Source organism: Stenotrophomonas sp. 24(2023) (assembly GCF_030913365.1).
GTDB lineage: Bacteria > Pseudomonadota > Gammaproteobacteria > Xanthomonadales > Xanthomonadaceae > Stenotrophomonas.
Genome location: NZ_CP133160.1, coordinates 624,048 through 646,123, shown reverse-complemented (window position 1 = coordinate 646,123; position 22,076 = coordinate 624,048). Strand labels below are relative to the sequence as shown.

Below are 22,076 nucleotides of genomic sequence, written 5' to 3'. Positions count from 1 at the left end.
CTGCCGCGCCTGCGGCACGCGTTCCCCTGCCGCCGGCATCCCCAGGGTGCCGGCGTTCTTCTTTCCTGGAGTGTTTCCGATGCAACAGATTGCCCTGGCCGTGATCGGCGGTACCGGTGTCTACAACCTGGCCACGCTGGACGATGTACAGACGCATGAGGTCGAGACCCGTTTCGGCCGTCCGTCCGGCCCGGTGCGGGTGGGCACGCTGCTGGGCCACCGCGTGGCGTTCCTGGCGCGTCACGGCGAAGGCCATTCGCTGCCGCCGCACAAGGTGAATTACCGGGCCAACCTGGCCGCGCTGCAGCAGCTGGGCGCGCAGCGGGTGCTGGCACTGAACACCGTCGGCGGCATCACCGATGCCTTTGGCCCGCGCGTGCTGGCCTGCCCGGACCAGATCATCGACTACACCTGGGGTCGCATCAGCACCATCTGCGAGGAAGAGGGCACCGACGTGGTGCACGTCGATTTCGGCCACCCGTATACGCCGATGCTGCGCAGCAAGATCCTGGCTGCGGCCAAGGTCACCGGCGTGGCCGTGCACGATGGCGGCTGCTATGGCGCCACGCAGGGCCCGCGTCTGGAAACCATCGCCGAGATCGCACGGATGCGCCGTGATGGCTGCGACCTGGTCGGCATGACCGGCATGCCCGAAGCGGCGCTGGCACGGGAGCTGGGGCTGGACTACGCCTGCCTGGCGATCATCGCCAACTGGGCGGCCGGTTGTGGCGACGGTGAAGAGATCACGATGGCCGAGGTGCTGGCCAATGTGAAGGCCGCCAGCAACGGATTGCCGGAACTGGTGGGCGAATTGGCACGGGGGTGATTGTCAATGCGGGGCAGTCTTTGCATACTCCGACGGTGCGCTGGTTGAGCGTACACCACCCATTCATTGCAAAGGTCTCGCATCACCATGCCGAACGGTACCGTCAAGTGGTTCAACGACGCCAAGGGATTTGGCTTTATTTCGCCGGAGGACGGCAGCGCCGACGTGTTCGCGCACTTCTCCGCCATCAATTCCAAGGGCTTCCGCAGCCTGCAGGAAGGCCAGCGCGTCAGCTATGACGTGACCCAGGGCCCGAAGGGTGCCCAGGCTTCGAACATTACGCCGGCCGAGTGATCCACTTGCCTGTGCGTTGAAAACCCCGCTTCGGCGGGGTTTTTTTTGCGCTCCGGCGCGCGGGCCCGGCCGTGGACTGCGGCACAATGGGCGCATGACGGAACGACTGCGTATTGCCGTGATCGGCTACGGCACCGCTGGCCAGGCAGTGGCGGTGCTTTTTTCACGCGACGATCACATCGTCGATATCTTCGAGCGTGCGCCGGCCCCCGGGCCGGTGGGCGCAGGCTTCCTGCTGCAACCCAGCGGCCTGCAGGTACTGTGGCAGATGGGCCTGCTCGACGCCGTCCGCGCCCATGCCACGCCGGTGCACCGGCTGTATGGCGATACGCCGTGCGGGCGGGCGGTGATGGACATGGGGTATGCCGGGCTGGATGCGCGGCTGTGCGGGCTGGGCATGCAGCGTGGTGCGCTGTTCACCGTGCTGGACGAGGCGCGCGCCGGGGCGGGGCAGCTGCATGCGGGCGTCACCATCATCGCGGTCGATCACGAGCGCGGCTTGCTGCACGACAGCCTGGGGCGGGTGCATGGCCCGTATGACCGGGTGGTGGCGGCCGACGGGGCGGCATCCGCGCTGCGCGACGGCACCGGGGGCACCACGCTGGACCGCATGTACCCCTGGGGGGCGCTGTGGTGCCTGTTGCCGGCCGAAGACTGGCCGCACCTGCAGGAACTGCGGCAGCGCTACGTGGCCGCGCGGCGGATGATCGGCCTGCTGCCGGTCGGAACGCGGCCGGGCGATGACACACCCCGGTTGAGCTTCTTCTGGAGCCTGCCCCGCGCGGACTTCGCGCGCTGGGAGGCCGACGGCCTGCCTCGCTGGCTGGAGGAACTGCATGCCCTGTGGCCGGAAGCGGCCGGGCGGTTCGCGCACCTGCACGATGCCGGGCAGCTGGCGCGCGCGGTGTACCGCGATGCCGTGGTGCGGCACTGGCATCGTGGCCGGCTGGTGCTGGCCGGCGATGCGGCCCATGCGATGAGCCCGCAGCTCGGGCAGGGCGTGAACATGGCGCTGCTGGATGCACTGGCGTTGCGTGATGCGCTGCGCGCGCACGGCAACAGCGAAGCGGCGATGCAGGCCTACCAGCAGCAGCGCCGCGCCCATGTGGCGGTATACCAGCGCTGGAGCCGCTGGCTGACGCCGTTGTTCCAGTCCGATCGCGATGCCTGGGCGAAGGCGCGTGACGTGCTGCTGGGGCCGATGGGACGCTTGCCCGGTGGGCGCGGCCACATGCTGCGCGTGCTCAGCGGCACCCAGCATGGCTGGTTCGGTGCGCTGCCGCTGCAGCCGGATTTCATCGATGCGCTTGCCGGCCGTGCGCTGCCGCGCGTGGTGCCGGCCACCGCGTGAAATTATCGCTAACCCGGATTGACGATCGACTCACCGGGAATGTGCGACAACACGGGACAGGCGCACGGCGTGCGTCCCCTTCGACGATTCGTGATCCATTGCATCGCGCTTGCCCGGGGCTGCGCCAGCGCGCCGCCCCTCCGGCTCGGGTGAGCCGTCGCGATGCAAGGAGACCCCTCATGTTGTTCTCGGCCGAGGTGCTGGAAGCGGAGATCTGCAAGCTGCGCGGATTGCTGCAGATGCTGCACGAGGACCAGCCCGACGTGCTGGAAGATGTGTTCGAATTCCATGTGGGCAGCCTGATCAGCCATGCTGCGATCGAGCACCACGGGTACATCCGTACCTGTGCACAGGAGATGCTTGCAGCGGTGCAGGCACTGCCGCGGCGTGCCGTGGACGAGGGCCCGACGATCCGCCTGATGCCGGAGATGATCGTGCGCCCGGCATGACGGCAGCACCCGCTGCGCGTGGGTGACGGCGCCGGACCGGCGTCAGGCCTGCGGCACCTCAATCGCATGCCCCTGCACGCAGGCCACCAGCCGGTCGCCGCGCTGCACGGCCGGCACGCCACCGGCGGTGAATGCAGAGAAGGCGGGCAGCACGCTCAGGCCATCCTGCAGCCAGAAGGCGGGGAAGCGACGCCGCAGTGCCGGCAGCGCGACCTGCGGATGCAGGTGGCCGGCGATCACGTGCGCATCGTCGCAGCGCTGTGGGTGGTGGCAGAGCAGGAACGGGCCCAGCGGCACCGCTTCCTCATGCGGCACCACGTCCAGCGCCGCCTGCTGCAGCTGGCGGTCGTGGTTGCCGCGGATCACATGCACCCCCACCCCCGCATGCCGGGCGCGCCACGCCTGCCACTGCTGCTGCCACGCTGCGGCATGGGTCGCCCCATGCAGCACGTCACCGAGAATCCACAGCTCACGGCACGGGTATGCCTGCAGCAGCGCCTGCAGACGCTGCAGGTCATCGTGCGTACCGCCACGGGGCAGGGCGATGCCGGCACGGCGGAACGTATCGGCCTTGCCCAGGTGCAGGTCGGCGATCAGCAGCGCGCCGCGGGCCGGCCACCACAGGGCACGTTGGCCGAGCAGGCTGACCGCTTCGCCCGCCAGCTGCGTCGGCAGGTCAGTGTCCATGGCGGCGCTCCAGCTGTGCGGCCGCACGTAGCACGCGGGTGCGCCAGTCTTCATTGCTGAACTGGCCGCGCAGCCGTTCGGCCCACAACGGGAAACCCAGCGGGGTCAGCGAGCGCGGGGACTGCAGTGCCAGCGCCTGCGTGCCGATACGGGCCAGCACGCGCTGCAGTCCGGGGAGATCGAGTGCGTCTTCCAGCACTTCGCGTTCGGCCAGGTCCAGCAGCAGGTGGCCAGGATCGTGTTCGCGCAGCACGTCGTACAACAGGCCGGCCGACGCCTGCAGCTGGCGCAGCGATCGTGGCGCTGCGCCGGGCAGGCTGGGCACCAGCAGGCCGGCCACGCGCGCGATGCCGCGGAACTGGCGCCGTGCCAGCTCCCCCAGGTTGACCGCCTCGCGCAGGTCGTCCAGCAGCCTCTCGCTGTCCAGCAGCCCGCGCCAGGCCGTGGCATCCAGCGTCACGGCGTCGGCCGGGGCCAGCACCAGCCCGTGATCGTTGACCGCGTAGCCGATGCTGTTGCGTTGCACCCGGGTGCAGCGCAGCGCCAGCAGCGCGGCCAGCGCCTCATGCACATGGCGGCCGGCGAAGGGATACACGAACAGGAACTGGCCCTCACGACGGCGCACGTCCTCCACCAGCAGGTGGGCCGGCGACGGGCGCGCGGACAGTTGCGCCTGCAGGGCCAGCAACGGCTGCAGCCAGCGCGCTTCGGCGCTGTTGTCGGCGCCGGACAGCACCGCTTCCAGTTCGATCCCCAGCGGCGCCGACAGTGGCAGCTGCCCGCCCTGCCAGCGCGGCACCACGCCATCGCCCCCCCGTGCCAGCCGCACATGCGCGGTCATGTCGCGCAGCTGCACCAGTTCCAGCAGGCGACCGGCGAACTGGAACCGGTCGCCACGGCGCAGGCGGCTGGCGAACTGTTCCTCCACCGCACCCAGGCTGCCGCCGCGCAGGAACTGCACCCGCACGCTGCCATCGCTGCTGATGGTGCCGATCGACAGGCGGTGGCGCAGGGCCTGGCGGCGGTCGTGCATGCGGTAGCAGCCATCGGCATCGCGTACCACCTTGTGGAAATCGGGATACTGCGCCAGTGCTTGTCCGCCCTGCACGATGAAGTCCAGCACCGCCTGCCACTGCAGGGAAGACAGCGTGGCGAAGGCGTGCGTGCCACGCACCTGCGCCAGCAGCGCCGCCGCATCGAAGCCCCCAGCCAGCGCGCGGCTGACCGCATGCTGGGCCAGGACGTCCAGCGACAGCACCGGGGGGCGGCGTGCTTCCACCGCGCCGTCCCGCAGTGCGCGGCGTACCGCGGCGTATTCGGCCAGTTCCAGTGCATGGCTGGGGATGCACAGCACCTGCCCACTGGCACCCGGGCGGTGGTGGGCGCGCCCGGCACGCTGGCGCAGGCGCGCCACGCCCTTGGGGCTGCCCAGTTGCAGCACCTGTTCGACCTCGGGGAAATCCACGCCCAGGTCCAGGCTGGAGGTGGCCACCACGCAGCGCAGCGCACCGGCGCGCAGGCCGTCTTCAACCTGCTGGCGCAGCGCCGGGTCCAGTGAGCCGTGGTGCAGGGCCAGTGTCTGCGCAGCCTCCGGCCACACCGCCGCCAAGGCCCGGTGCCACAGCTCGGCCTGGGCGCGGGTGTTGGTGAACAGCAGGCTGCTGCGCGCGGCCATCAGCGCCTCGAGCACGCGTGGCAGCTGGGCCAGGCCCAGGTGGCCGGCCCAGGCGAAGCGCTCGCCCGGCGCCGGCAGCAGGCTGCGGACCGTGACCGGCCGCGGCCGCGCGCCTTCCACGATGGGCGCATCGGGCAGGTGCGGCAGCAGCACATCGCGCGCCTGTGCCAGGTTGCCCAGCGTGGCCGACAGGCCCCACAGCTGCAGTGACGGCGCATTGCCGCGCAGCAGCGCCAGGTTGAGCTGCAGCAGCACGCCACGCTTGCTGCCCAGCAGTTCGTGCCATTCGTCCACCACCACGCAGCGCAGCTGGCGCAGGCGTTCGAGCGTGTCGGGGTAACTCAGCAGCAGTGCCAGCGATTCTGGCGTGGTCACCAGCACGTCGATGCGGCCTTCGCGGGCCAGGCGACGCTCGCGGCTGCTGGCATCGCCACTGCGCAGGCCCACCTTCCAGCCCAGGCCGAGGCCATCGACCGGTGCCTGCAGGGCACGCGCGGTGTCGCTGGCCAGGGCGCGCAACGGTGTCACCCACAGCACCTGCAATGGGCGCACGGCGTTGGCCCGGCGGGGGGCGGGGGGCGGGTCGGTCAGCGCCTGCAGCAGTGGGCCGCCGAACATCGCCAGCGTCTTGCCGCTGCCGGTCGGGGTATGCAGCAGGCCCGAGCCGCCGGCCAGGTACTGGCGCCACATCGCACGCTGGAACGGCAGCGGGCGCCAGCCGTGGCCGCCGAACCAGGCCACCAGCCTGCGCATCGCCTCACGGCGCGTCATCGGGCCAGGGCCTGCAGCGTGCCCAGCGCATCGGCCTCGCGCGCCGGCTTGTCGTGGCGCCAGCGCAGGATGCGCGGGAAGCGCACGGCAACGCCGGACTTGTGCCGCGCACTGCGGTTGACCGCTTCAAAGCCCAGTTCGAACACCTGTTCGGCCTGCACGCTGCGCACCGGCCCGAAGCGCTCGCGGGTATGGGCGCGGATCCAGCGGTCCAGCGCGAGGATCTCTGCATCGTCCAGCCCGGAGTACGCCTTGGCGACCGGTACCAGCACCTCGCCGTCCCAGACGCCGAAGGTGTAGTCGGTGTACAGCGTGCTGCGCCGGCCATGGCCGGCCTGCGCGTACAGCAGCACCGCGTCGATGGTGAGTGGGTCGACCTTCCACTTCCACCAGTCCCCGCGCCGTCGCCCGGCCTGGTAGACCGAACCACGGCGCTTGAGCATCAGCCCTTCCACGCCGCGCTCGCGTGCGCTGTCACGCAGTTGCGCGGCCTGCGCCCAGCTGTCGGCGTGCACCTGCGGCGACAGCTGGATGCGTGCATCGCCGAGCGCGCCGACCAGTTCGGCCAGTTGCGCGCGCCGCTGCTGCAGCGGCTGTTCGCGCAGGTCGTGGCCATCGCGTTCCAGCAGGTCGTAGGCGAGCACGCGCACGGGGGTGTTGCGCAGTGTCGCCGCGCCGGGCTTGCGGCGCTGGATGCGTGTCTGCAGCGCCGTGAATGCACGCGGCAGATCACCGGCCGCATTCCAGGCCAGCAGTTCGCCATCGATCACGCAGCCGTCAGGCAGCGCGGCAGCGGCCTGCTCGATCTCGGGGAAGCGCCCGTCCAGGCGTTCTTCGCCACGCGACCACAGCGCCACGTCACCCTGCCGGCGCAGCAGCTGCAGGCGGATGCCATCCCATTTCCATTCCAGCAGCCAGTCATCGATCGCGCCCAGGCGTTCGCCGGGTTCGCCCTCCAGCGGTGAGGCGAGGAAAAACGGATAGGGCTGTTGGCGGTCCAACGGCAACGCTTCCGGCGACAGCAGCTGCGCCAGCAGGCCAGGCGAGGGCACCCACGCGCCGAGCATGCGCTGGGCAATGCGGGCGATATCCAATCCTGACCATTCGGCCAGTGCCTGCTGCACCAGCCGCTGCGATACGCCCACGCGCAGGGCACCGGTCAGCAGCTTGTTGAACACCAGGCGTTCGCTCGCGGGCAGCTGCCGCCAGCCGGCAACCACCGCCGCGCGACGTTCCTCTTCGGGCCGGTTGGCCACGGCCAGCAGGTGCTGTTCGATCCAGTCGGCGAGCGGGCGGTCCGGTGCAGGCGTGGCCGGATCATCCAGCAGCAGGGTCAGCGTTTCGGCCAGGTCGCCCACCTGCGCATAGCTGTCCTCGACCAGCCAGGGCGGCAGCCCCGATTCGGCGCTGACCCAGGCGCGCAGCTCGCCGCTGGCGGCGATCTTCCGGCGCGCGCCGCCGACCTTGCCGCCGCTGAGCAGGTACAGCGCCCACGCCGCATCGTGGGCGCGTGCGTGGGCGAAGTAGTCGACCAGGGCCGCGCGCTTGTCCAGCGTGGCCGTGCTGCGGTCCAGCCGCTGGTAGAGCGCGGCGAGGGCTTTCATTCCCCGCTCCCGAAATCGGTACGGAAGGCTTCAGCGGCCACGCCGCGTTCGCGCAGGAACGGAATCAGCGCATCGGTATTGCCATGGGTGGCGATCACCCGCTTGGCGCCGGTCTGTTCGATGGTCTGCAGCAGGGCGGGCCAGTCGGCGTGGTCGGACACCACGAAACCGCGATCGACATTGCGCCGCCGGCGGTTGCCGCGCAGCTGCATCCAGCCCGAGGCGAAACCGAGCTGGTGGCGGCCGAAGCGGCGCAGCCAGGGCGTGCCGGCGGCCGAGGGCGGGGCAAGGATCAGCGTGCCGGCGGCGTCCGGCTGGCGGCCCTGGTCGGCCACCGCCCGCGTCTCCAGCATGGGGATGCCTGCTTCGCGGTACACCGCCACGCCATTGGCGATGGCGCCGTGCAGCCATGCCGGTGAATCGTCCAGCGGCAGCAGTTCGGCCAGCACGCGCTGCGCCTTGCCCAGTGCGTAGCAGAGCAGCACGGCCGCCTCGCCGCGCTGCGCGCATTCGTGGCGCCAGGCGACGATGTCCGCCGCTACGGCGGCGGTGTCCGGCCAGCGGTAGACCGGCAGCGCGAAGGTGGCTTCGGTGATGAAGGTATCGCACGGCACCACCTCGAACGGCGCGCAGGTCGGATCCGGCTGGCGCTTGTAGTCGCCCGAGGCCACCCAGACCTGCCGGCCATCGTCGATGCGCACCTGCGCCGAGCCCAGGACATGCCCGGCCGGATGCAGCGACACCTGCACCCGGCCCAGTGTGAAGGGCGCGCCATGTGCATGGGCATGCAGGGCGACATCGCCCAACCGCCAGCGCAGGATCGGCACGCTGGCCTCCGTGCAGTGGTATTCGCCCATGCCCGGGCGGGCGTGGTCGCCATGGCCGTGGGTGATGACCGCGCGCGGGACCGGTCGCCAGGGGTCGATGTGGAAATCACCGGCCGCGCAGTACAGCCCTTCCGGCCGCAGCACCACCAGATCGTCGTTGAGTGCCATGCGATCACTGTGGCGCGCGCGGCGTGCACGGGGTGAGAACCGGCCTGAACGGCCACCGCCTGCCGGATGCGGCACAATCGGCGCAGTGCCCCTTGCCAGCGCAGGACGGAACGGATGAGCGGATCGAGCAGCGACAGCAGCGCGCCCTTCGAGACCCACGTGGTGTTCAACCAGCCACCGCCTTTCGTCGGGCGCGATCTGTGGGCCGATGATGTGGCGCTGGTGGAGGCCGTGCGGCGCGAGGGCGGGGCATCGTTCAACGCGCGGTTGGCGGCCTACGGTGCATTGGCCGGCGATGAGCTGTACCGGCTGGGGTTTGATGCCAACCGCGATCGCCCGCGCCTGCGCACGCATGACGCACAGGGGCACCGCATCGACACGGTGGAGTTCCATCCGGCGTACCACGCGCTGATGGGCACGGCCAAGCAGCATGGCGTGGCGGGCCTGTCGTGGCATGAGGCGATGGCGGGAGCGCACGTGGCGCGCGCGGCGCTGAGCTACCTGCACCACCAGGCCGAAGCCGGCACCAGCTGTCCGCTGACGATGACCCATGCGGCCGTGGCCGTACTGCGGGGCCAGCCGCACCTGCGGGCGTGGGCCGACAAGGCGGCGGCGCCGGTGTATGACGCGCGCGATGTGCCGGCGGCGGACAAGCCGGGCATCACCCTGGGCATGGGCATGACCGAAAAGCAGGGCGGGTCGGACGTGCGTGCCAACACCACGCGTGCTGAACCGATCGATGGCGAGCGCTACCGCCTGGTGGGGCACAAGTGGTTCTTTTCCGCACCGATGTGCGATGGCTTCCTGGTGCTGGCGCAGGCACCCGGGGGACTGACCTGCCTGCTGATGCCGCGGCGGCTGGCCGACGGCGACCGCAACGCGTTCCGCCTGATGCGGTTGAAGGACAAGCTGGGCGACTGGGCCAATGCCTCCGGTGAAGTCGAGTTCTGTGGCGCGCAGGCCTGGCGCGTGGGCGAGGAAGGGCGTGGCGTGGCCACCATCATCCCGATGGTGATGATGACCCGCCTGGACTGCCTGCTGGGCGGTGCGGCGGAAATGCGCATGGCGCTGGCGCAGGCGCTGCACCATGCGCGCCACCGGCGTACGTTCGGCAAGCGCCTGCTCGATCATCCGCTGATGGCCAACGTGCTGGCCGACCTGGCGCTGGAATCGGAAGCGGCCACGGTGCTGGCGCTGCGCGTGGCCGGGGCCGTGGACCGGGCGGGCCATGATGCCGCCGAGGCGGCGTTCGCGCGGCTCGGTACCGCCCTGGGCAAGTACTGGGTGTGCAAGCGCGTGGCGGTGTTCGTCAATGAAGCGCAGGAATGCCTGGGGGGCGCCGGCTATGTGGAAGAGTCGCCGTTGCCGCGCCTGTACCGGCAGGCACCGTTGAACTCGATCTGGGAAGGCAGCGGCAACATCCAGTGCCTGGATGTGCTGCGCACGCTCTCGCGCGAACCGGATGCGCTGGCCGCCCTGCAGGCCGAGCTGGCGGCGGTGGCCACGCAGCATCCCGCCTATGCCGATGCGCTGCAGCGCTGGAGCGCAGCAGGATTGCCGGCTGAAGCGCAGGCGCGGGTGTTCTGTGAACGTACCGCGCTGCTGTTGCAGGCGGCGCTGCTGCTGCGTGCGGGCAGTCCGTTGGCCGAGGCCTTCATCCGCAGCCGCCTGCAGGGCGGGCACGGACTGGCGTTCGGCACCCTGCCCGAGGGCGAGGACTGCAGCGGCGTGATCGCGCGCGCGTTGCCCACCTGAAGGCCGGGGCTGACCGCAGCCGGTCAGCCCCGCGCCAGGAAACTACACGAGACGATCAGTGCTTCTGCTTCTCGGCGTTGGCCTTGGCATCATCAGCCACATCGCGGGCCTTGTCGGCGACCTTCTGGGCGGCATCGGCGGTGGCACCGCTGGCATGTGCCGCCGCATCCTGGGCGGCGGTCTTGGCCTCGCCGGCAGCGGTGGCGGTGGCATCGGCGGCGCGGTCCAGTGCCTGCTGGGTATCGGCGGCGGCCTTCTCGCTGGCAGCCGCCGCATCATCAGCAGCGTTGCGGGTGGCTTCGGCGGCACGATCCACGGCATCGCGGGCGGCAGCACCGGCGCTGTCGGCAGCCTGTGCGGCATCCTCGCGCGCCTTCTCGGCTTCCGGGCCCTTGCAGGCGGCCAGGCCCAGCAGCAGCGCGGCGGCCAGCAGCGAGGTGGTCACGGGACGGATCTTCATGGCGCACTCCTGGTGAGGGGATCGAGGGAGGCCAGCCTATTCATGCCCTTGTGAAGACGCGGTAGCGGTGATCGGCCGGTGCGCGGGCAAAGAAAAAGCCGCTGGCGGACCAGCGGCTTTTCCAGAACAGCGTGAAGAAAGAAGTGATTACTTCTTGGCTTCTTCAGCAGCGTCCTTGGCCTTGTCGGCGGTGCCTTCAGCAGCCTTGGCAGCGTCGGCAGCCTGGCCGGCAGCAGCGTCGGTGGCGGCGCCAGCAGCCTGGGCAGCGGCGTCGGCCGAAGCGTCAGCAGCGGTGGCGGCGGTGTCGGCAGCAGCCTGGGCGGCGTCAGCGGTCTGGGCGCCGGCAGCAGCAGCCTGGTCGGCAGCGGCCTGGGCTTCGGTGGCGGCTTCGTTGGCCGAAGCAGCGGCGTCCTGGGCAGCTTCCTGCTTCGAGCAGGCGGCCAGGGCCAGAGCCAGGGACATCGCGACCAGCAGCTTGTTGATGCTCATTGTGTGAATCCTCGTCGTTAGAATAGGCAACGCGCAGTTGCGCGCCGACAACATGATGACAAGCCTCGTTTGGCTGTCAAGCGATCCCGCATTCATTTTTGCGAATTCGCGGTTAAACCCTTTTAAATCAATTCGATGGCAATTGCCGTCGCTTCGCCGCCGCCGATGCACAGCGTCGCGATTCCGCGCTTGGCTCCGCGTGTGCGCAGGGCGTTGACCAGGGTCACCACCAGGCGTGCGCCGGAAGCACCAATGGGATGGCCCAGTGCGCAGGCACCGCCATTCACGTTGAGCTTGTCGTGCGGGATGCCCAGTTCACGCATCGGCGCCATGGCCACCACGGCGAAGGCCTCGTTCACTTCGAACAGGTCCACGTCCTGCAGCGACCAGCCGGTCTTCTGCAGCAGCGTCTGGATGGCACCGATCGGCGCGGTGGTGAACCATTCCGGCGCCTGCGAATGGGTGGCATGGCCGACGATGCGGGCCAGCGGCGACAGGCCGCGCGCGGCGGCATCGTCCTCGGCCAGCAGCACCACGGCGGCCGCGCCGTCGGAAATGCTGGAAGAACTGGCGGCGGTCACGCTGCCGTCCTTCTTGAAGGCCGGGCGCAGGGTCGGGATCTTGGCGATGTCCGAGCGGCCCGGCTGTTCGTCGGTGCTGATCTCGACCTCACCCTTGCGGCCGGTCACCTTGACCGTGACGATCTCGTCGGCGAAAGCGCCATTGGCCTGCGCGGCCTGGGCGCGCTTGACCGATTCGATGGCGTAGGCGTCCTGTTCCTCGCGGCTGAACTGGTACTTGTCCACCGTGCATTCGGCGAACTCGCCCATGGCCTTGCCGTCGTAGGCGTTGACCAGGCCATCGTGGGCCATGTGGTCCACGGCCTGGAAATTGCCGAAGCGGTTGCCGGTGCGTGAATTGGGCAGCAGGTGCGGTGCGTTGGTCATCGACTCCATGCCACCGGCCACCACGATCGTGGCCGAGCCGGCCTTGATCAGGTCATGGCCCAGCATGATCGCCTTCATGCCCGAACCGCAGACCTTGTTCAGGGTGGTCGCGCCGACCGACAGTGGCAGCCCGGCGGCGATGGCGGCCTGGCGGGCCGGGGCCTGGCCCAGATTGGCCGGCAGCACGCAGCCCATGATGACTTCGGTGACCTCGCCGGCCGGCACGCCGGACTGTTCCAGCGCTGCGGTGATGGCCGCCGCGCCCAGGGTCGGGGTGGGCACGCCGGTGAACTGGCCGAGGAAGGAGCCGATGGCGGTGCGCTTGGCGGCCGCGATGACGATGTTGGACATGGCAATCTCTTGATGCGTAAGCAAGATTTGGAAGTGGAACGCAGGCCATTGGAAGTGGCCCGGATTCCCGGCAGACTGCGTGGGGGCCAGCCCAGTATAGAGGGTTGGCGATGGCCGCCGGTTCCACGCGCAGTCAGCTCCGCGAACGGCGGGATCACGTTCTGGTGGGGGATGCAGGGATGGATACGAACACGCTGGCACGACCGGCACTGGTGTTGGCCTTGAGTGCGGCGCTGGCCGCGTGTGGTGGCGGAGGTGGCGGCAGCAGCGTGCGCGCGGACCCGCCGCCGACGGCACCGCCGACCACGCCCCCCACTACGCCACCGACCACGCCGGCGCGGCCGCCGGAACCGGCCGGTGATGCCCACCTGGCGGTGATCAACGCACGGGCTTCGCAGCTGCAGGGCCTGACCGGGCAGAACGTGCGCATCGGCATCGTCGATTCGGGCGTCAACCGGGCTGCCCCGGCGGTGGCCGGGCGCGTGGTGGCCAGCTACGCCTACGTCGATCCGGCGCGCAACAACCTCAACGTCGATGATGTGGTCGGGCACGGCACCACGGTGGCCAGTCTGGCGGCCGGCGCACCGGTGGGGCCGTGGCCCGGCGGCGTCGCTCCGGGCGCGCAGATCGTATCGGCGCGGATCATCGGGGATACCCGGCCGAGCGATGACGGGTCCGGCCAGGGCAACGCGGTCAACGGGCCGATCGGCGTGGCCCAGGTCCACCGCGACCTGATCGCCAGCGGCGTGAAGATCATGAACAATTCCTGGGGCGGCCTGTACTGGACCAACCCGGCAGCTACCGCGCAGATCGCGGCCGAGTACCGTCCCTTCATCACCAGCAATGGTGGCCTGGTGGTGTTCGCCACCGGCAACGAGGGCCGGGCCGATCCGTCCAGCGTGGCCGCGCTGCCGAGCCAGGTGGGCAGCGGCGGCTCGCGCCCGGCCGCTGATCTGGAGCAGGGCTGGCTGGCGGTGACCGCCGTGGACACGGTCAACTTCACCCAGCGTGCGGACTACGCCAACGCCTGCGGCGTGGCAGCCCGCTACTGCCTGGCCGCGCCGGGCTCTGCCGTGTTCCCCGATCCGGCCTCGGCAAGCAGCAACCCGGCGTTCTACTGGGGGTATGGCACCTCCTACGCCGCACCGCTGGTGTCCGGCGCGGCGGCACTGGTGTGGCAGAAGTATCCCTACATGAGCAACGACCAGGTGCGCCAGGTACTGCTGGGTACGGCCACCGACATCGGTGCCCCCGGCGTGGACCCGGTCTTCGGCTACGGCCTGCTCAACGTGGCCAGGGCGGTGAACGGGCCGGGCCGGTTCGACTGGGGCGATGTCACCGCCAATGTCGATGCCGGCAACAGCGGCTCGCTGTGGAGCAATCCGATCAGCGGTGCCGGCGGGCTGGTCAAGCAGGGGGCCGGCACGCTGGCGTTGTCCGGCGACAGCACCTACAGCGGCGCCACCAGCGTGCAGCAGGGCGCGCTGAGCCTGCGTGGCGCCACGCTCCGCTCCAGCGTGATCACCTCGGCCGGGGCGACGCTGCAGTTCAGCAGCGGCACGCCGCGCGTGGTCGGCACGGTCACCAACAATGGCACGGTGGCGCTGACCACCGCCAACACCACCGCCACCATCGACGGCAATTACGTGCAGTCGGCCGGTGCGCAGCTGATGGTCGCGCTGGGCGTCAATCCGCTGCAGGTGACCGGCAGCGCGCAGCTGGCCGGTGGCGTGCTGGTCAACGGCTACATCAGCGGTTACGTACCGGCCAACGGCAGCCGGCAGGACCTGCTGCGGGCCAGTGGTGGCATCAGCGGCCAGTTCGCCGGCAATGCCACGTCCACCGGTGCGCAGGGGCTGGCGCTGCTGTCCAGCCATTTCGGTTATGACGCGAACACGGCGTGGCTGGTCCTGGACCAGGTCAGCGTGACGGCTGCGGCAAGTGCTGCACGGGTGGACCCGGCGGCCTTCGCGGCAGCCCAGCGCGTGCAGCAGGCCTTCGCACTGCTCGATACCGATGCCAGCCTGCGGCTGTCGGCATTCGGTGCGGCAGCGGCCGGTGTGCAGCAGGTGGGTGGCGGCAATGCCGGCCTGGCGGCGACGCTGGACAGCCTGTCGGGCCGTTCGCATGCGCTGGCGACGGCGCTGACCTTCGACAGCATCGACATGTCACGCCGCGCGCTGGCCACCCGTTTCGGCCAGGTACAGGGCCGGCCGGTGCTGGGCGGTGCGTGGCGCGCGTCGCTCGGCGAGGCCGGGCAGGGCAGCTTCGCCGGCAATGCGGCGCAGACCCAGGGCTGGATGGTCGGGCAGGACATGCCGATGGGCAGCAATGGCCTGTTCGGCGTGGCCTTCGGTGAAACCCGCAACCAGGGCAGCCACGGCTTCGGCGGGGACCAGGGCCGTGACCGTCAGGCGCAGGCGCAGCTGTATGCCGGCTGGGGCTTCGGCCGAGGCTACGCGCTGGCGCAGCTTGGTGCCGGCCAGTTCCAGCGCCAGATCGACCGCCAGCTGCTGCTGGGCGCCAGCGCGCTGGGCGCATCGTCGCGCTATGGCGGCACGTTCACTACCGCCAGCCTGGAAAGCGGGCTGCGCCTGGGCAACGCCCGCGCGTCGCTGACGCCTTACGTGGGCGCCAGCTACATGCGGCTGGACAGCGATGGCTTCAGCGAACAGGGCGGTGCGGGTTTCGGCCTGCGTGCCGACGCCAGCGTCGCCTCGCGCAGCCAGGCGCTGGCCGGCGTGCGCAGCGAGCGCCAGTGGGGGCGCTGGGCGCTGCGCGGCTACGCCGAATGGCAGCAGACGATCGCACGCAGTGGCCTGGACCTGCAGGCCAGCTTCGTCGGCGTGGAGGCCTGGGCGCCGCTGGCGCTGGTGTCCAACGCGCAGGGCAGTGGCCTGCTGGGGCTGTCGATGGAAGCCACGCTGCGTGGCCAGGCGCGCCTGTCCCTCGGCCTGGACCAGCGCGTCGGCCCCGGTCAGGACCTGCGGCAGGTAGCGTTGCGCTACAGCACCGGCTTCTGAAGCCGGCCTGCGGCAACAAAAAACGCCGGGCAGTGCCCGGCGTTTTTCAGGGGGGAGCCACGGCGTGGCGCTCAGCCGCCGCGCAGGTTGCCCAGGCGCGGCGTGCTGCGGCCCAGCGGCATCTTCAGCTTGCCGATCGACAGGATGCGGCTTTCGGCGATGCGGTCGGCGGCACGCTGCGGCGAGATGTTCTCGCGCTGCGACAGGTCGAAGATGCGGGTGAGGTTGTGGTAGATGCTGCGGATCAGGCGCATCGCGCGTTCGCGGTTGTAGCCGTCGATTTCCAGCGACACGTTCATCACGCCACCGGCGTTGACCGCATAGTCCGGTGCGTACAGGATGCCGCGCGCGTGCAGCTCGTCACCCACTTCCAGGCTGGACAGCTGGTTGTTGGCGGTGCCGCAGATGATCTTGCACTTCAGGCGCGGCAGCACCTGCGGGGTGATCGCCCCCTCCAGCGCGCACGGGGCGAACACGTCGGCGTTCACTTCATGGATCTCATCCGGCTTGACCGCCTCGGCGCCGTAATCGGTCACCGCACGGTCCACCAGCGCCGTGTCCAGATCGGTCACGTAGAGCTTGGCGCCGCGGTCGCGCAGCAGCTTGACCAGCTCCATGCCGATATGGCCCAGGCCCTGCACGGCGATGCTGGTCTTGCCCACTTCCTCGTGGCCGAACTTGACCCGCAGCGACGCCATCAAGGCCTGCAGCGCGCCATAGGCGGTGAACGGCGCCGGGTCGCCCGAGCCGCCATGGACCTGGTGCACGCCGGTGACGAACTGGCTTTCCAGGTAGATGTTTTCCATGTCGTTGACGTCGGTGCCCACGTCCTCGGCGGTGATGTAGCGCCCGCCGAGCGAATCGACGTAGCGGCCGAAGGCGCGGAACAGCACTTCGCTCTTCTCGGCCTTCGGGTCACCGATGATGACCGCCTTGCCACCGCCCACGTTCAGGCCGGCCAGAGCGTTCTTGTAGGTCATCGTGCGGCTCAGCCGCAGCACATCGGCCAGCGCCTCATCGGTGCTGGCGTAGGGGCGCATGCGCACCCCACCCAGGGCCGGTCCCAGGGTGGTGTTGTGGATGGCGATGATGGCGCGCAGGCCGGCATCGTGGTTGTGGCAGAACACCACCTGTTCGTGGCCGGTGCTGGCGAGGGTTTCAAAAAGCATGGCGTCTCCGATGGCATGAACATCCGCGATCGGCGGTGAACGTGCCAGCAAACGGTAGGGTCCCAAAACAAAAAAAGCGACGTCGTCAGCATTCGGGACGGGTCGCGCGGCGCCATTCTAGTCCATTCGCCGGGCGCGTGCCGGGCCCCTGGCCGGGGCGGGCCGGTGGTTAAAGAAGATGAAGATGCGGCCGATGCAGCCACAACGGCGGAGAGGGCCGGACCGGAGGGTGTGGACGGTGGCAGGGGCAGTGGCAGCGGGGATGCGGCGAAGGAAAGCAAGGCCATGAGCGCGCAGGTCGCGACATCGGCGTGGCAGTGTGCACGTGCGTGGCTGCAGGCCGTGTTCGGCACGGCCCCGCCGCGCCAGGCCGAGCGTCCCCGGCAGGCGCGGGCGGCCGCAGACCTGGCAACGGAGCGGTTGCCACTGGGCCAGGTGCACGCGCAGCTGCAGCAGGGCCTGCATGCGCTGGCCCTGTCCCCGCGCCAGGCCAGTGAAGACGAGCCGGCCGGCGCGGCGGCACTGGAGCAGGCCGTGGTGCAGGCGCTGCTGGCCCGCGACTGGGCCAGCCGGCAGCTGCCACGGCGGCCGCAGCTGCTGCCGCAGCTGATCCAGACGGTCAATGATGATGCTGGCTCGGCGCGGGTGATGGCCGCCATCATCGGCCAGGACCCGGTGCTGACCGGCAACCTGCTGCGCATCGCCAACAGCCCCGCCTACAAGGTGCATGAACGGCCGGTGGAAAGCCTGCAGCGTGCCGTCACCCTGGTGGGCACCGAAGGCGTGCGGCAGATCATCAGTGCCGTGCTGGTGCAGCCGGTGATGGAGGTGCAGTGCCCACAGTTTCCACAGTTCAGCAGCATCATCTGGGAGCATGCGCTGCTGGCCTCGCGCGGGGCGGCCGACCACGCGCGCGCGGTCAGCGGGGGCGATGCGTTTGCCGCACAGTGGCTGGGCCTGACCCAGGGCCTGGGTACCGCGTTGGTGATGCGGCAGCTGACGCAGCTGGCCAGCGCCGGCGGCCAGGAGATTCCCACGGCGCTGGCACTGCGGCTGTTGCAGCGCTGGTCACTGCCGGTGGCACAGCGTGTCGCGGCCGCCTGGGAGCTGCCCGAGCCGGTGCACCCGGCACTGCAGGCACAGGCCAGCGGCCCCCTGGCGGCGAGCCTGCGGTTTGGCAGCGCGGCCGCCGCCGCCAGCCTGCTGTGCCGGCATGGCCGGGCCACCCAGGGGCAGATGCTGGCGCTGCTGGAGCAGTCGCCGGACGTGCCCCTGCATGCCCTGCGCTGGGCCTGGCGGCGCCTGCACGGGCGCAGCGTGGAAACGCTGGGCGACGTGGACGAAGCCACCTGCCCGCCGGCGTGATCGCTACAGCTGGGATTCGATCGGCAGCCAGCTGATGACGCGGGCGGTCGCACGCTTGCCCAGTGAACTGCCCGGTTCCGGCCCGACCCAGTGTGCGGGCGGTTGCCGTTCGAGCCAGCGCAGCCGGCCATCGTCACCCAGGGCCAGCCAGTAGCTCTGCGCGGGACTGGCCAGGCGCAGGTACTCATCGCGCAGCTGCGCGCCCAGCACGGCGTCGTCGAACAGCACGCCCATTTCGGTGTTGAGGTAGGCCGAGCGCGGGTCGAGATTGAACGAACCGACGAAGCCGCGCCGGTCGTCCAGCACGAACGCCTTGGTGTGCAGGCTGGCGCCGCTGCTGCCGAACGGTCCGGCGCTGCCGGTCTGGCCATGTGCCTTCAGTTCGTACAGCTGCACGCCGGCACGCAGCAGCGGCACGCGGTAGCCCATGTACCCGCCGTGCACCGCCGCGACATCGTTGGCGGCCAGCGAATTGGTCACCACGCCCACCTGCACGCCGGCGCGGGACAACTGCGAGAGCCCGTCCAGGCCGTCCTGGCCCGGCACGAAGTACGGCGAGATCAGCAGCGCGGTGTGCCGGCTGTGCTGCAGCTCCGTGGCCAGCGTGGTGACCAGCCACTGCTGGCGGTCATCGCCACGGTGCTTCATCGGTGGGTCGGAGACGATGCGCACCTGCGTGCTCCAGTGCAGTGGTTCGGCACTGGGCCGCTGCCGCTGGCGGGAGGCCGCCACTTCGCGCAGGTACGGCTGGGCGTCGGCCAGCCGCGCATCGTGGGTGGACTGCACCAGCAGCTGCTGCAGGCGTTCGCTGTCAGGGGAGGCCAGCGCAGCGATCGGCACGGCCGCCGGGCTGTTCCAGTAGGCGTCGAAGATGGCGCTGGCCTGCTGCACGGCCGGCCCGGCCACCAGCAGGTCCAGGTCCTGGAAGTTCACGTCGCTGCGCGCGCTGAAGTATTCCTCGCCGATGTTGCGGCCTCCCACGATTGCCACGCGGCCATCGGCAATCCAGCTCTTGTTGTGCATGCGGTGGTTCATGCTGAACACCCGTTGCACCATTTCCAGCAGCCGGGCGATGCCATGGCGGTTGCGGAACGGGTTGTACAGCCGGATCTCGATGGAGGGGTGGGCATCGAGTGCCAGCAGCAGGGCGTCCTTGTCCTTGGCGTTCATGTCATCAAGCAGCAGGCGCACGCGCACCCCGCGCTCGGCCGCATCGTGCAGGGCCTTGGCCAGCAGGTGGCCGAGCATGTCGTCATGCCAGATGTAGTACTGCAGGTCCAGGCTGCGCCCGGCCTGTTCGCTGATCAGCGTGCGGGCGGCGAAGGCGTCGTGGCCATCACCGAGCATCGCCACCCCGGACTGCCCGGGATGGGCGGCCAGCAGCGGCGCCAGCTGGCGGTCCAGCACGGTCTGCGCCGGTTGCAGCGGCAACGCGTGCGATGCGGACCCCTGCGCACGCGGCGTCAGGCGGTCGGCCAGCAGCAGGCCCGACAGCACCAGGGTGGCCAGGGTGATGGCCAGCACGACCAGCCAGCGCACCAGGCGTGGCAGGCGGGACCAGAGGGCGCGGGAAAGCGGCATGGCCCGAGCGTAGCAGCCCGCCTGCGCCGGCTGGCGTCAGAAGCGCTCGTCGCTGCCCAGGTAGCGCCACTGGCCCGGTACCAGCGGTCCCAGCGCCACGCGGCCGATGCGCAGCCGGCGCAGCGCGGTCACCTGCAGGCCGGCGGCGGTGACGGCCTGTTTCAGGCCCTTGGCGGTCAGGCCCTTGCCAGCAAAGCGCAGGCGCTGCTCGCTCTGCCAGCTCACCTTGGCGCCGCCGGCTTCCTGCTGCAGGCGCGCCAGCAGCCAGGGCCCGCGTTCGGGGCCACCTTCGGCCACTTCCACCAGGTATTCCTGCTCGGTACGGCCCAGGTTGCGCTGCAGGTGGGCCAGCGTGGCCGGGTCCTGGCTGACCACCACCAGGCCGCTGTCGGCGGCCGGCAGCGAAGCGGCCAGCTGCAGGCCGTGGAAATGGCGCTGCAGGGGGCGGATGGCGCTGGCATCCAGGTCGCTGCGGGTCGCGCTGCTGACCAGCGCGCACAGTGCCTCTGCGGCCACCCCGGCCGGCTTGTGCAGCAGCATGCTGACCCGCTCGGCCTTGCTGTCGCTGGCCTGATCGTCGACCACGATCACCGCGCCTTCGCTGACCGGGCGCTGGGGCTGCTCGACCACTTCGCCGTCCACCCGTACCCAGCCGCCTTCGATGTAGCGCCGCGCTTCACCGCGCGGGATGCCGAGCAGGGCGGACAGGCGTTTGTCGAGGCGGGTCGGTTCCATGGCGGGCAGGTCGGGCAGGGGGCGCGCAGTGTAGCTGCTGCGCCGGTTCAGCGCTGGCCGCGGTTGGCCAGCTCGGTCAGGTACAGGCGCGTGTCGAACTCCAGCTGCAGGTAATCCGGCTCCATGTGCTGGCACAGCTGGTAGAAGGCCTTGTTGTGCTCGGCCTCCTTCAGGTGGGCCAGTTCATGCACCACGATCATGCGCAGGAACGCCGCCGGGGCCTGGCGGAACACCGTGGCGATGCGGATTTCACGGCTGGCCTTGAGCCGGTTGCCGTGCACCCGGGAAATGGCCGTATGGGTGCCCAGCGCGTGCTTGATCACTTCCAGGGTGTTGTCGTAGCAGACCTTGTTCAGCGGCACCGATTTGCGCAGGTAGCGGTCTTTCAGCTCCTGGGTGTAGTCGTACAGCTGGCGGTCGCTGCGCACCTCGTGCGGGTCGGGGTAGCGCTGGCGCAGCCAGGGGCCGAGCCTGCCCTGGGCCAGCAGGTCGCTGACCTGCGCCACCAGGGGCTCGGGATAACCGGTGAGGTACTTCAGAACCGCCATGCAGCCAGGGTGGGGCATCGCTAGAATGGGGGTCCTACGATACGACATGTGGCAAGCAGGACCATGGCAAAGCCCAACGCGCTGCAGGAACAATTGCTCAAGGCCGGCCTGGCCAAGAAGTCGCAGGCCAGCGCGGCCGCGCGCGAACAGGCCAAGGCCCGCCAGGGCAAGGCCGAATCGGCGTCGGCCGAGATCCAGCGCGACGCCGAGCGTGCCCGCGCCGAAAAGGCCGAGCGGGACCGCGCGCTGGCCGCCGAGCGCAATGCGCAGGCGAAGCTGGCTGAACAGAAGGCCCAGGCGCGGCAGATCATCACGGCCCATGCCGTGCCCCACAAGGGTGAGGACGAATACCGCTTCAGTGACGGTGGGGCCATCCGCACGCTGCTGATCGACCCCAAGCTGCGCAAGGCGCTGTCGGTGGGCGTGCTGGTCATCGTGGCCCATGGCGACGGCTACGCCGTGCTGCCGCGGGTGGCGGGCGAGAAGGTGCGCGAACGCATGCCGGAGGCGATCGTGGTCGATCACGGCCAGCCCGGCAGCAGTGCGGAGATCTCCACCGGCAACGCCGAGGATGATGCCTATTACGCCCAGTTCCAGGTGCCGGACGATCTGGTCTGGTAAGGCCTGGCTGAACTGGTCGTCGCGACCGGTTGCGGTCGGGGCGTATCCTCCCCATATCAGGCGACACACCTGCAGGAGGATGGCCATGGCCACCGGTTGGGCGGGGGATGGCGCGGTCCAGGACCAGATCGACGCCACGGTTGACGACGCTGTGGCCCGTGCCCGGCGCCAGTTGCGCCAGGGCCCCGGGCGCGAGCGCTGTGAAGCATGCGATGCGGTGATTCCGCTGGCCCGCCGCGAGGCGGTGCCAGGCGTGCGGCTGTGCGTGGCCTGCCAGCAGGCGCAGGACGAGGACGAGCAGGCGCACAGCGGCTACAACCGGCGGGGCAGCAAGGACAGCCAGTTGCGGTGAGGGGTGTTCGGCAGGGCTGCGCCCTGCA

20 protein-coding genes are annotated in these 22,076 nt (G+C 70.2%); 9 read left to right on the top strand and 11 right to left on the bottom strand.

Translation table 11 applies throughout. From position 1 onward, the window contains the following. The first annotated feature begins 79 nt into the window (after window positions 1-79). From Q9R17_RS02935 to Q9R17_RS02920, 4 genes are all read left to right on the top strand, one after another. Window positions 80-826: an S-methyl-5'-thioinosine phosphorylase gene (locus Q9R17_RS02935; RefSeq protein WP_308156962.1), complete on the top strand. Its 747-nt coding sequence runs from the start codon at window positions 80-82 to the stop codon at window positions 824-826. A gap of 87 nt (window positions 827-913) precedes the next feature. Then, window positions 914-1,120 (top strand): cold-shock protein, encoded by a 207-nt coding sequence (locus tag Q9R17_RS02930; protein ID WP_057506519.1) that lies wholly within the window; start codon window positions 914-916, stop codon window positions 1,118-1,120. 94 nt (window positions 1,121-1,214) lie between these two features. Then, entirely contained in the window at window positions 1,215-2,471 is a 1,257-nt protein-coding gene (locus Q9R17_RS02925; protein WP_308156961.1) for an NAD(P)/FAD-dependent oxidoreductase, read from the top strand. A 179-nt stretch (window positions 2,472-2,650) separates the two neighbouring features. Beyond that, entirely contained in the window at window positions 2,651-2,920 is a 270-nt protein-coding gene (locus tag Q9R17_RS02920) for a hypothetical protein (protein WP_308156960.1), read from the top strand. A gap of 42 nt (window positions 2,921-2,962) precedes the next feature. On the opposite strand, the gene pdeM is transcribed toward Q9R17_RS02920, so the two are convergent. The 4 genes from pdeM to Q9R17_RS02900 are packed head-to-tail and all read right to left on the bottom strand — an operon-like array spanning window position 2,963 to window position 8,652. After that, window positions 2,963-3,607, bottom strand: coding sequence for a ligase-associated DNA damage response endonuclease PdeM (gene pdeM / locus Q9R17_RS02915; RefSeq protein WP_308156959.1), 645 nt, complete (start codon window positions 3,605-3,607; stop codon window positions 2,963-2,965). Next, window positions 3,597-6,053: a ligase-associated DNA damage response DEXH box helicase gene (locus Q9R17_RS02910; protein ID WP_308156958.1), complete on the bottom strand. Its 2,457-nt coding sequence runs from the start codon at window positions 6,051-6,053 to the stop codon at window positions 3,597-3,599. Before Q9R17_RS02910 ends, pdeM begins: the two co-directional genes overlap by 11 nt. Beyond that, window positions 6,050-7,657 carry an ATP-dependent DNA ligase gene (locus tag Q9R17_RS02905; protein WP_308156957.1) on the bottom strand — a complete coding sequence of 536 codons (1,608 nt, stop codon included), beginning with the start codon at window positions 7,655-7,657 and terminating at the stop codon, window positions 6,050-6,052. The genes Q9R17_RS02910 and Q9R17_RS02905 overlap by 4 nt, the downstream gene beginning before the upstream one ends. Next, complete coding sequence (locus Q9R17_RS02900) at window positions 7,654-8,652, bottom strand: ligase-associated DNA damage response exonuclease (protein ID WP_308156956.1); 999 nt, start codon at window positions 8,650-8,652, stop codon at window positions 7,654-7,656. Before Q9R17_RS02900 ends, Q9R17_RS02905 begins: the two co-directional genes overlap by 4 nt. Before the next feature lie 114 nt (window positions 8,653-8,766). On the opposite strand from Q9R17_RS02900, the gene Q9R17_RS02895 reads away from it, so the two are divergent. Next, entirely contained in the window at window positions 8,767-10,407 is a 1,641-nt protein-coding gene (locus Q9R17_RS02895) for an acyl-CoA dehydrogenase family protein (RefSeq protein ID WP_308156955.1), read from the top strand. A 55-nt stretch (window positions 10,408-10,462) separates the two neighbouring features. Here the strand turns inward: Q9R17_RS02895 and Q9R17_RS02890 are convergent, their stop codons facing one another. The 3 genes from Q9R17_RS02890 to Q9R17_RS02880 form a co-directional block, all read right to left on the bottom strand. Continuing rightward, a complete protein-coding gene (locus Q9R17_RS02890) occupies window positions 10,463-10,867 on the bottom strand; it encodes a hypothetical protein (protein ID WP_308156954.1) in 405 nt (134 codons plus the stop codon). A gap of 147 nt (window positions 10,868-11,014) precedes the next feature. Next, on the bottom strand, window positions 11,015-11,356 hold the full coding sequence (locus tag Q9R17_RS02885; RefSeq protein ID WP_308156953.1) for a hypothetical protein: 342 nt from the start codon (window positions 11,354-11,356) through the stop codon (window positions 11,015-11,017). Window positions 11,357-11,478: 122 nt separating this feature from the next. Next, window positions 11,479-12,654, bottom strand: a complete 1,176-nt coding sequence (locus Q9R17_RS02880; RefSeq protein ID WP_308156952.1) for a thiolase family protein — start codon at window positions 12,652-12,654, stop codon at window positions 11,479-11,481. 179 nt (window positions 12,655-12,833) lie between these two features. Between Q9R17_RS02880 and Q9R17_RS02875 the strand changes: the two genes are divergently transcribed. Continuing rightward, entirely contained in the window at window positions 12,834-15,677 is a 2,844-nt protein-coding gene (locus Q9R17_RS02875) for an autotransporter serine protease (protein ID WP_308156951.1), read from the top strand. Between the two features lie 71 nt (window positions 15,678-15,748). On the opposite strand, the gene Q9R17_RS02870 is transcribed toward Q9R17_RS02875, so the two are convergent. Beyond that, window positions 15,749-16,846, bottom strand: coding sequence for a Glu/Leu/Phe/Val dehydrogenase dimerization domain-containing protein (locus Q9R17_RS02870; RefSeq protein ID WP_308156950.1), 1,098 nt, complete (start codon window positions 16,844-16,846; stop codon window positions 15,749-15,751). A gap of 285 nt (window positions 16,847-17,131) precedes the next feature. On the opposite strand from Q9R17_RS02870, the gene Q9R17_RS02865 reads away from it, so the two are divergent. Further along, complete coding sequence (locus tag Q9R17_RS02865) at window positions 17,132-18,211, top strand: HDOD domain-containing protein (RefSeq protein WP_308156949.1); 1,080 nt, start codon at window positions 17,132-17,134, stop codon at window positions 18,209-18,211. 3 nt (window positions 18,212-18,214) lie between these two features. Here Q9R17_RS02865 and Q9R17_RS02860 read toward each other — a convergent pair whose 3' ends face one another. The 3 genes from Q9R17_RS02860 to Q9R17_RS02850 are packed head-to-tail and all read right to left on the bottom strand — an operon-like array spanning window position 18,215 to window position 21,075. Next, window positions 18,215-19,792 (bottom strand): phospholipase D family protein, encoded by a 1,578-nt coding sequence (locus Q9R17_RS02860; RefSeq protein WP_308156948.1) that lies wholly within the window; start codon window positions 19,790-19,792, stop codon window positions 18,215-18,217. A gap of 36 nt (window positions 19,793-19,828) precedes the next feature. Further along, window positions 19,829-20,527 (bottom strand): RNA pseudouridine synthase, encoded by a 699-nt coding sequence (locus tag Q9R17_RS02855; protein ID WP_308156947.1) that lies wholly within the window; start codon window positions 20,525-20,527, stop codon window positions 19,829-19,831. Between the two features lie 47 nt (window positions 20,528-20,574). Beyond that, window positions 20,575-21,075 (bottom strand): M48 family metallopeptidase, encoded by a 501-nt coding sequence (locus Q9R17_RS02850; protein ID WP_308156946.1) that lies wholly within the window; start codon window positions 21,073-21,075, stop codon window positions 20,575-20,577. Window positions 21,076-21,138: 63 nt separating this feature from the next. On the opposite strand from Q9R17_RS02850, the gene Q9R17_RS02845 reads away from it, so the two are divergent. Then, window positions 21,139-21,696 carry a DUF2058 domain-containing protein gene (locus Q9R17_RS02845; protein ID WP_308156945.1) on the top strand — a complete coding sequence of 186 codons (558 nt, stop codon included), beginning with the start codon at window positions 21,139-21,141 and terminating at the stop codon, window positions 21,694-21,696. Window positions 21,697-21,781: 85 nt separating this feature from the next. After that, complete coding sequence (locus Q9R17_RS02840) at window positions 21,782-22,048, top strand: DksA/TraR family C4-type zinc finger protein (RefSeq protein WP_308156944.1); 267 nt, start codon at window positions 21,782-21,784, stop codon at window positions 22,046-22,048. Window positions 22,049-22,076 lie beyond the last annotated feature (28 nt).

Excerpts from the sequence above, each read along its gene's own strand:
- Q9R17_RS02935 (WP_308156962.1), top strand. The coding sequence starts at position 80 with ATGCAACAGATTGCCCTGGCCGTGATCGGCGGTACCGGTGTCTACAAC.
- Q9R17_RS02880 (WP_308156952.1), bottom strand. The coding sequence starts at position 12,654 with ATGTCCAACATCGTCATCGCGGCCGCCAAGCGCACCGCCATCGGCTCC.
- Q9R17_RS02900 (WP_308156956.1), bottom strand. The coding sequence starts at position 8,652 with ATGGCACTCAACGACGATCTGGTGGTGCTGCGGCCGGAAGGGCTGTAC.
- Q9R17_RS02930 (WP_057506519.1), top strand. The coding sequence starts at position 914 with ATGCCGAACGGTACCGTCAAGTGGTTCAACGACGCCAAGGGATTTGGC.
- Q9R17_RS02870 (WP_308156950.1), bottom strand. The coding sequence starts at position 16,846 with ATGCTTTTTGAAACCCTCGCCAGCACCGGCCACGAACAGGTGGTGTTC.
- Q9R17_RS02920 (WP_308156960.1), top strand. The coding sequence starts at position 2,651 with ATGTTGTTCTCGGCCGAGGTGCTGGAAGCGGAGATCTGCAAGCTGCGC.
- Q9R17_RS02855 (WP_308156947.1), bottom strand. The coding sequence starts at position 20,527 with ATGGAACCGACCCGCCTCGACAAACGCCTGTCCGCCCTGCTCGGCATC.
- Q9R17_RS02860 (WP_308156948.1), bottom strand. The coding sequence starts at position 19,792 with ATGCCGCTTTCCCGCGCCCTCTGGTCCCGCCTGCCACGCCTGGTGCGC.
- Q9R17_RS02845 (WP_308156945.1), top strand. The coding sequence starts at position 21,139 with ATGGCAAAGCCCAACGCGCTGCAGGAACAATTGCTCAAGGCCGGCCTG.
- Q9R17_RS02925 (WP_308156961.1), top strand. The coding sequence starts at position 1,215 with ATGACGGAACGACTGCGTATTGCCGTGATCGGCTACGGCACCGCTGGC.
- Q9R17_RS02905 (WP_308156957.1), bottom strand. The coding sequence starts at position 7,657 with ATGAAAGCCCTCGCCGCGCTCTACCAGCGGCTGGACCGCAGCACGGCC.
- Q9R17_RS02875 (WP_308156951.1), top strand. The coding sequence starts at position 12,834 with ATGGATACGAACACGCTGGCACGACCGGCACTGGTGTTGGCCTTGAGT.
- pdeM (WP_308156959.1), bottom strand. The coding sequence starts at position 3,607 with ATGGACACTGACCTGCCGACGCAGCTGGCGGGCGAAGCGGTCAGCCTG.
- Q9R17_RS02890 (WP_308156954.1), bottom strand. The coding sequence starts at position 10,867 with ATGAAGATCCGTCCCGTGACCACCTCGCTGCTGGCCGCCGCGCTGCTG.
- Q9R17_RS02910 (WP_308156958.1), bottom strand. The coding sequence starts at position 6,053 with ATGACGCGCCGTGAGGCGATGCGCAGGCTGGTGGCCTGGTTCGGCGGC.
- Q9R17_RS02850 (WP_308156946.1), bottom strand. The coding sequence starts at position 21,075 with ATGGCGGTTCTGAAGTACCTCACCGGTTATCCCGAGCCCCTGGTGGCG.
- Q9R17_RS02885 (WP_308156953.1), bottom strand. The coding sequence starts at position 11,356 with ATGAGCATCAACAAGCTGCTGGTCGCGATGTCCCTGGCTCTGGCCCTG.
- Q9R17_RS02895 (WP_308156955.1), top strand. The coding sequence starts at position 8,767 with ATGAGCGGATCGAGCAGCGACAGCAGCGCGCCCTTCGAGACCCACGTG.
- Q9R17_RS02840 (WP_308156944.1), top strand. The coding sequence starts at position 21,782 with ATGGCCACCGGTTGGGCGGGGGATGGCGCGGTCCAGGACCAGATCGAC.
- Q9R17_RS02865 (WP_308156949.1), top strand. The coding sequence starts at position 17,132 with ATGAGCGCGCAGGTCGCGACATCGGCGTGGCAGTGTGCACGTGCGTGG.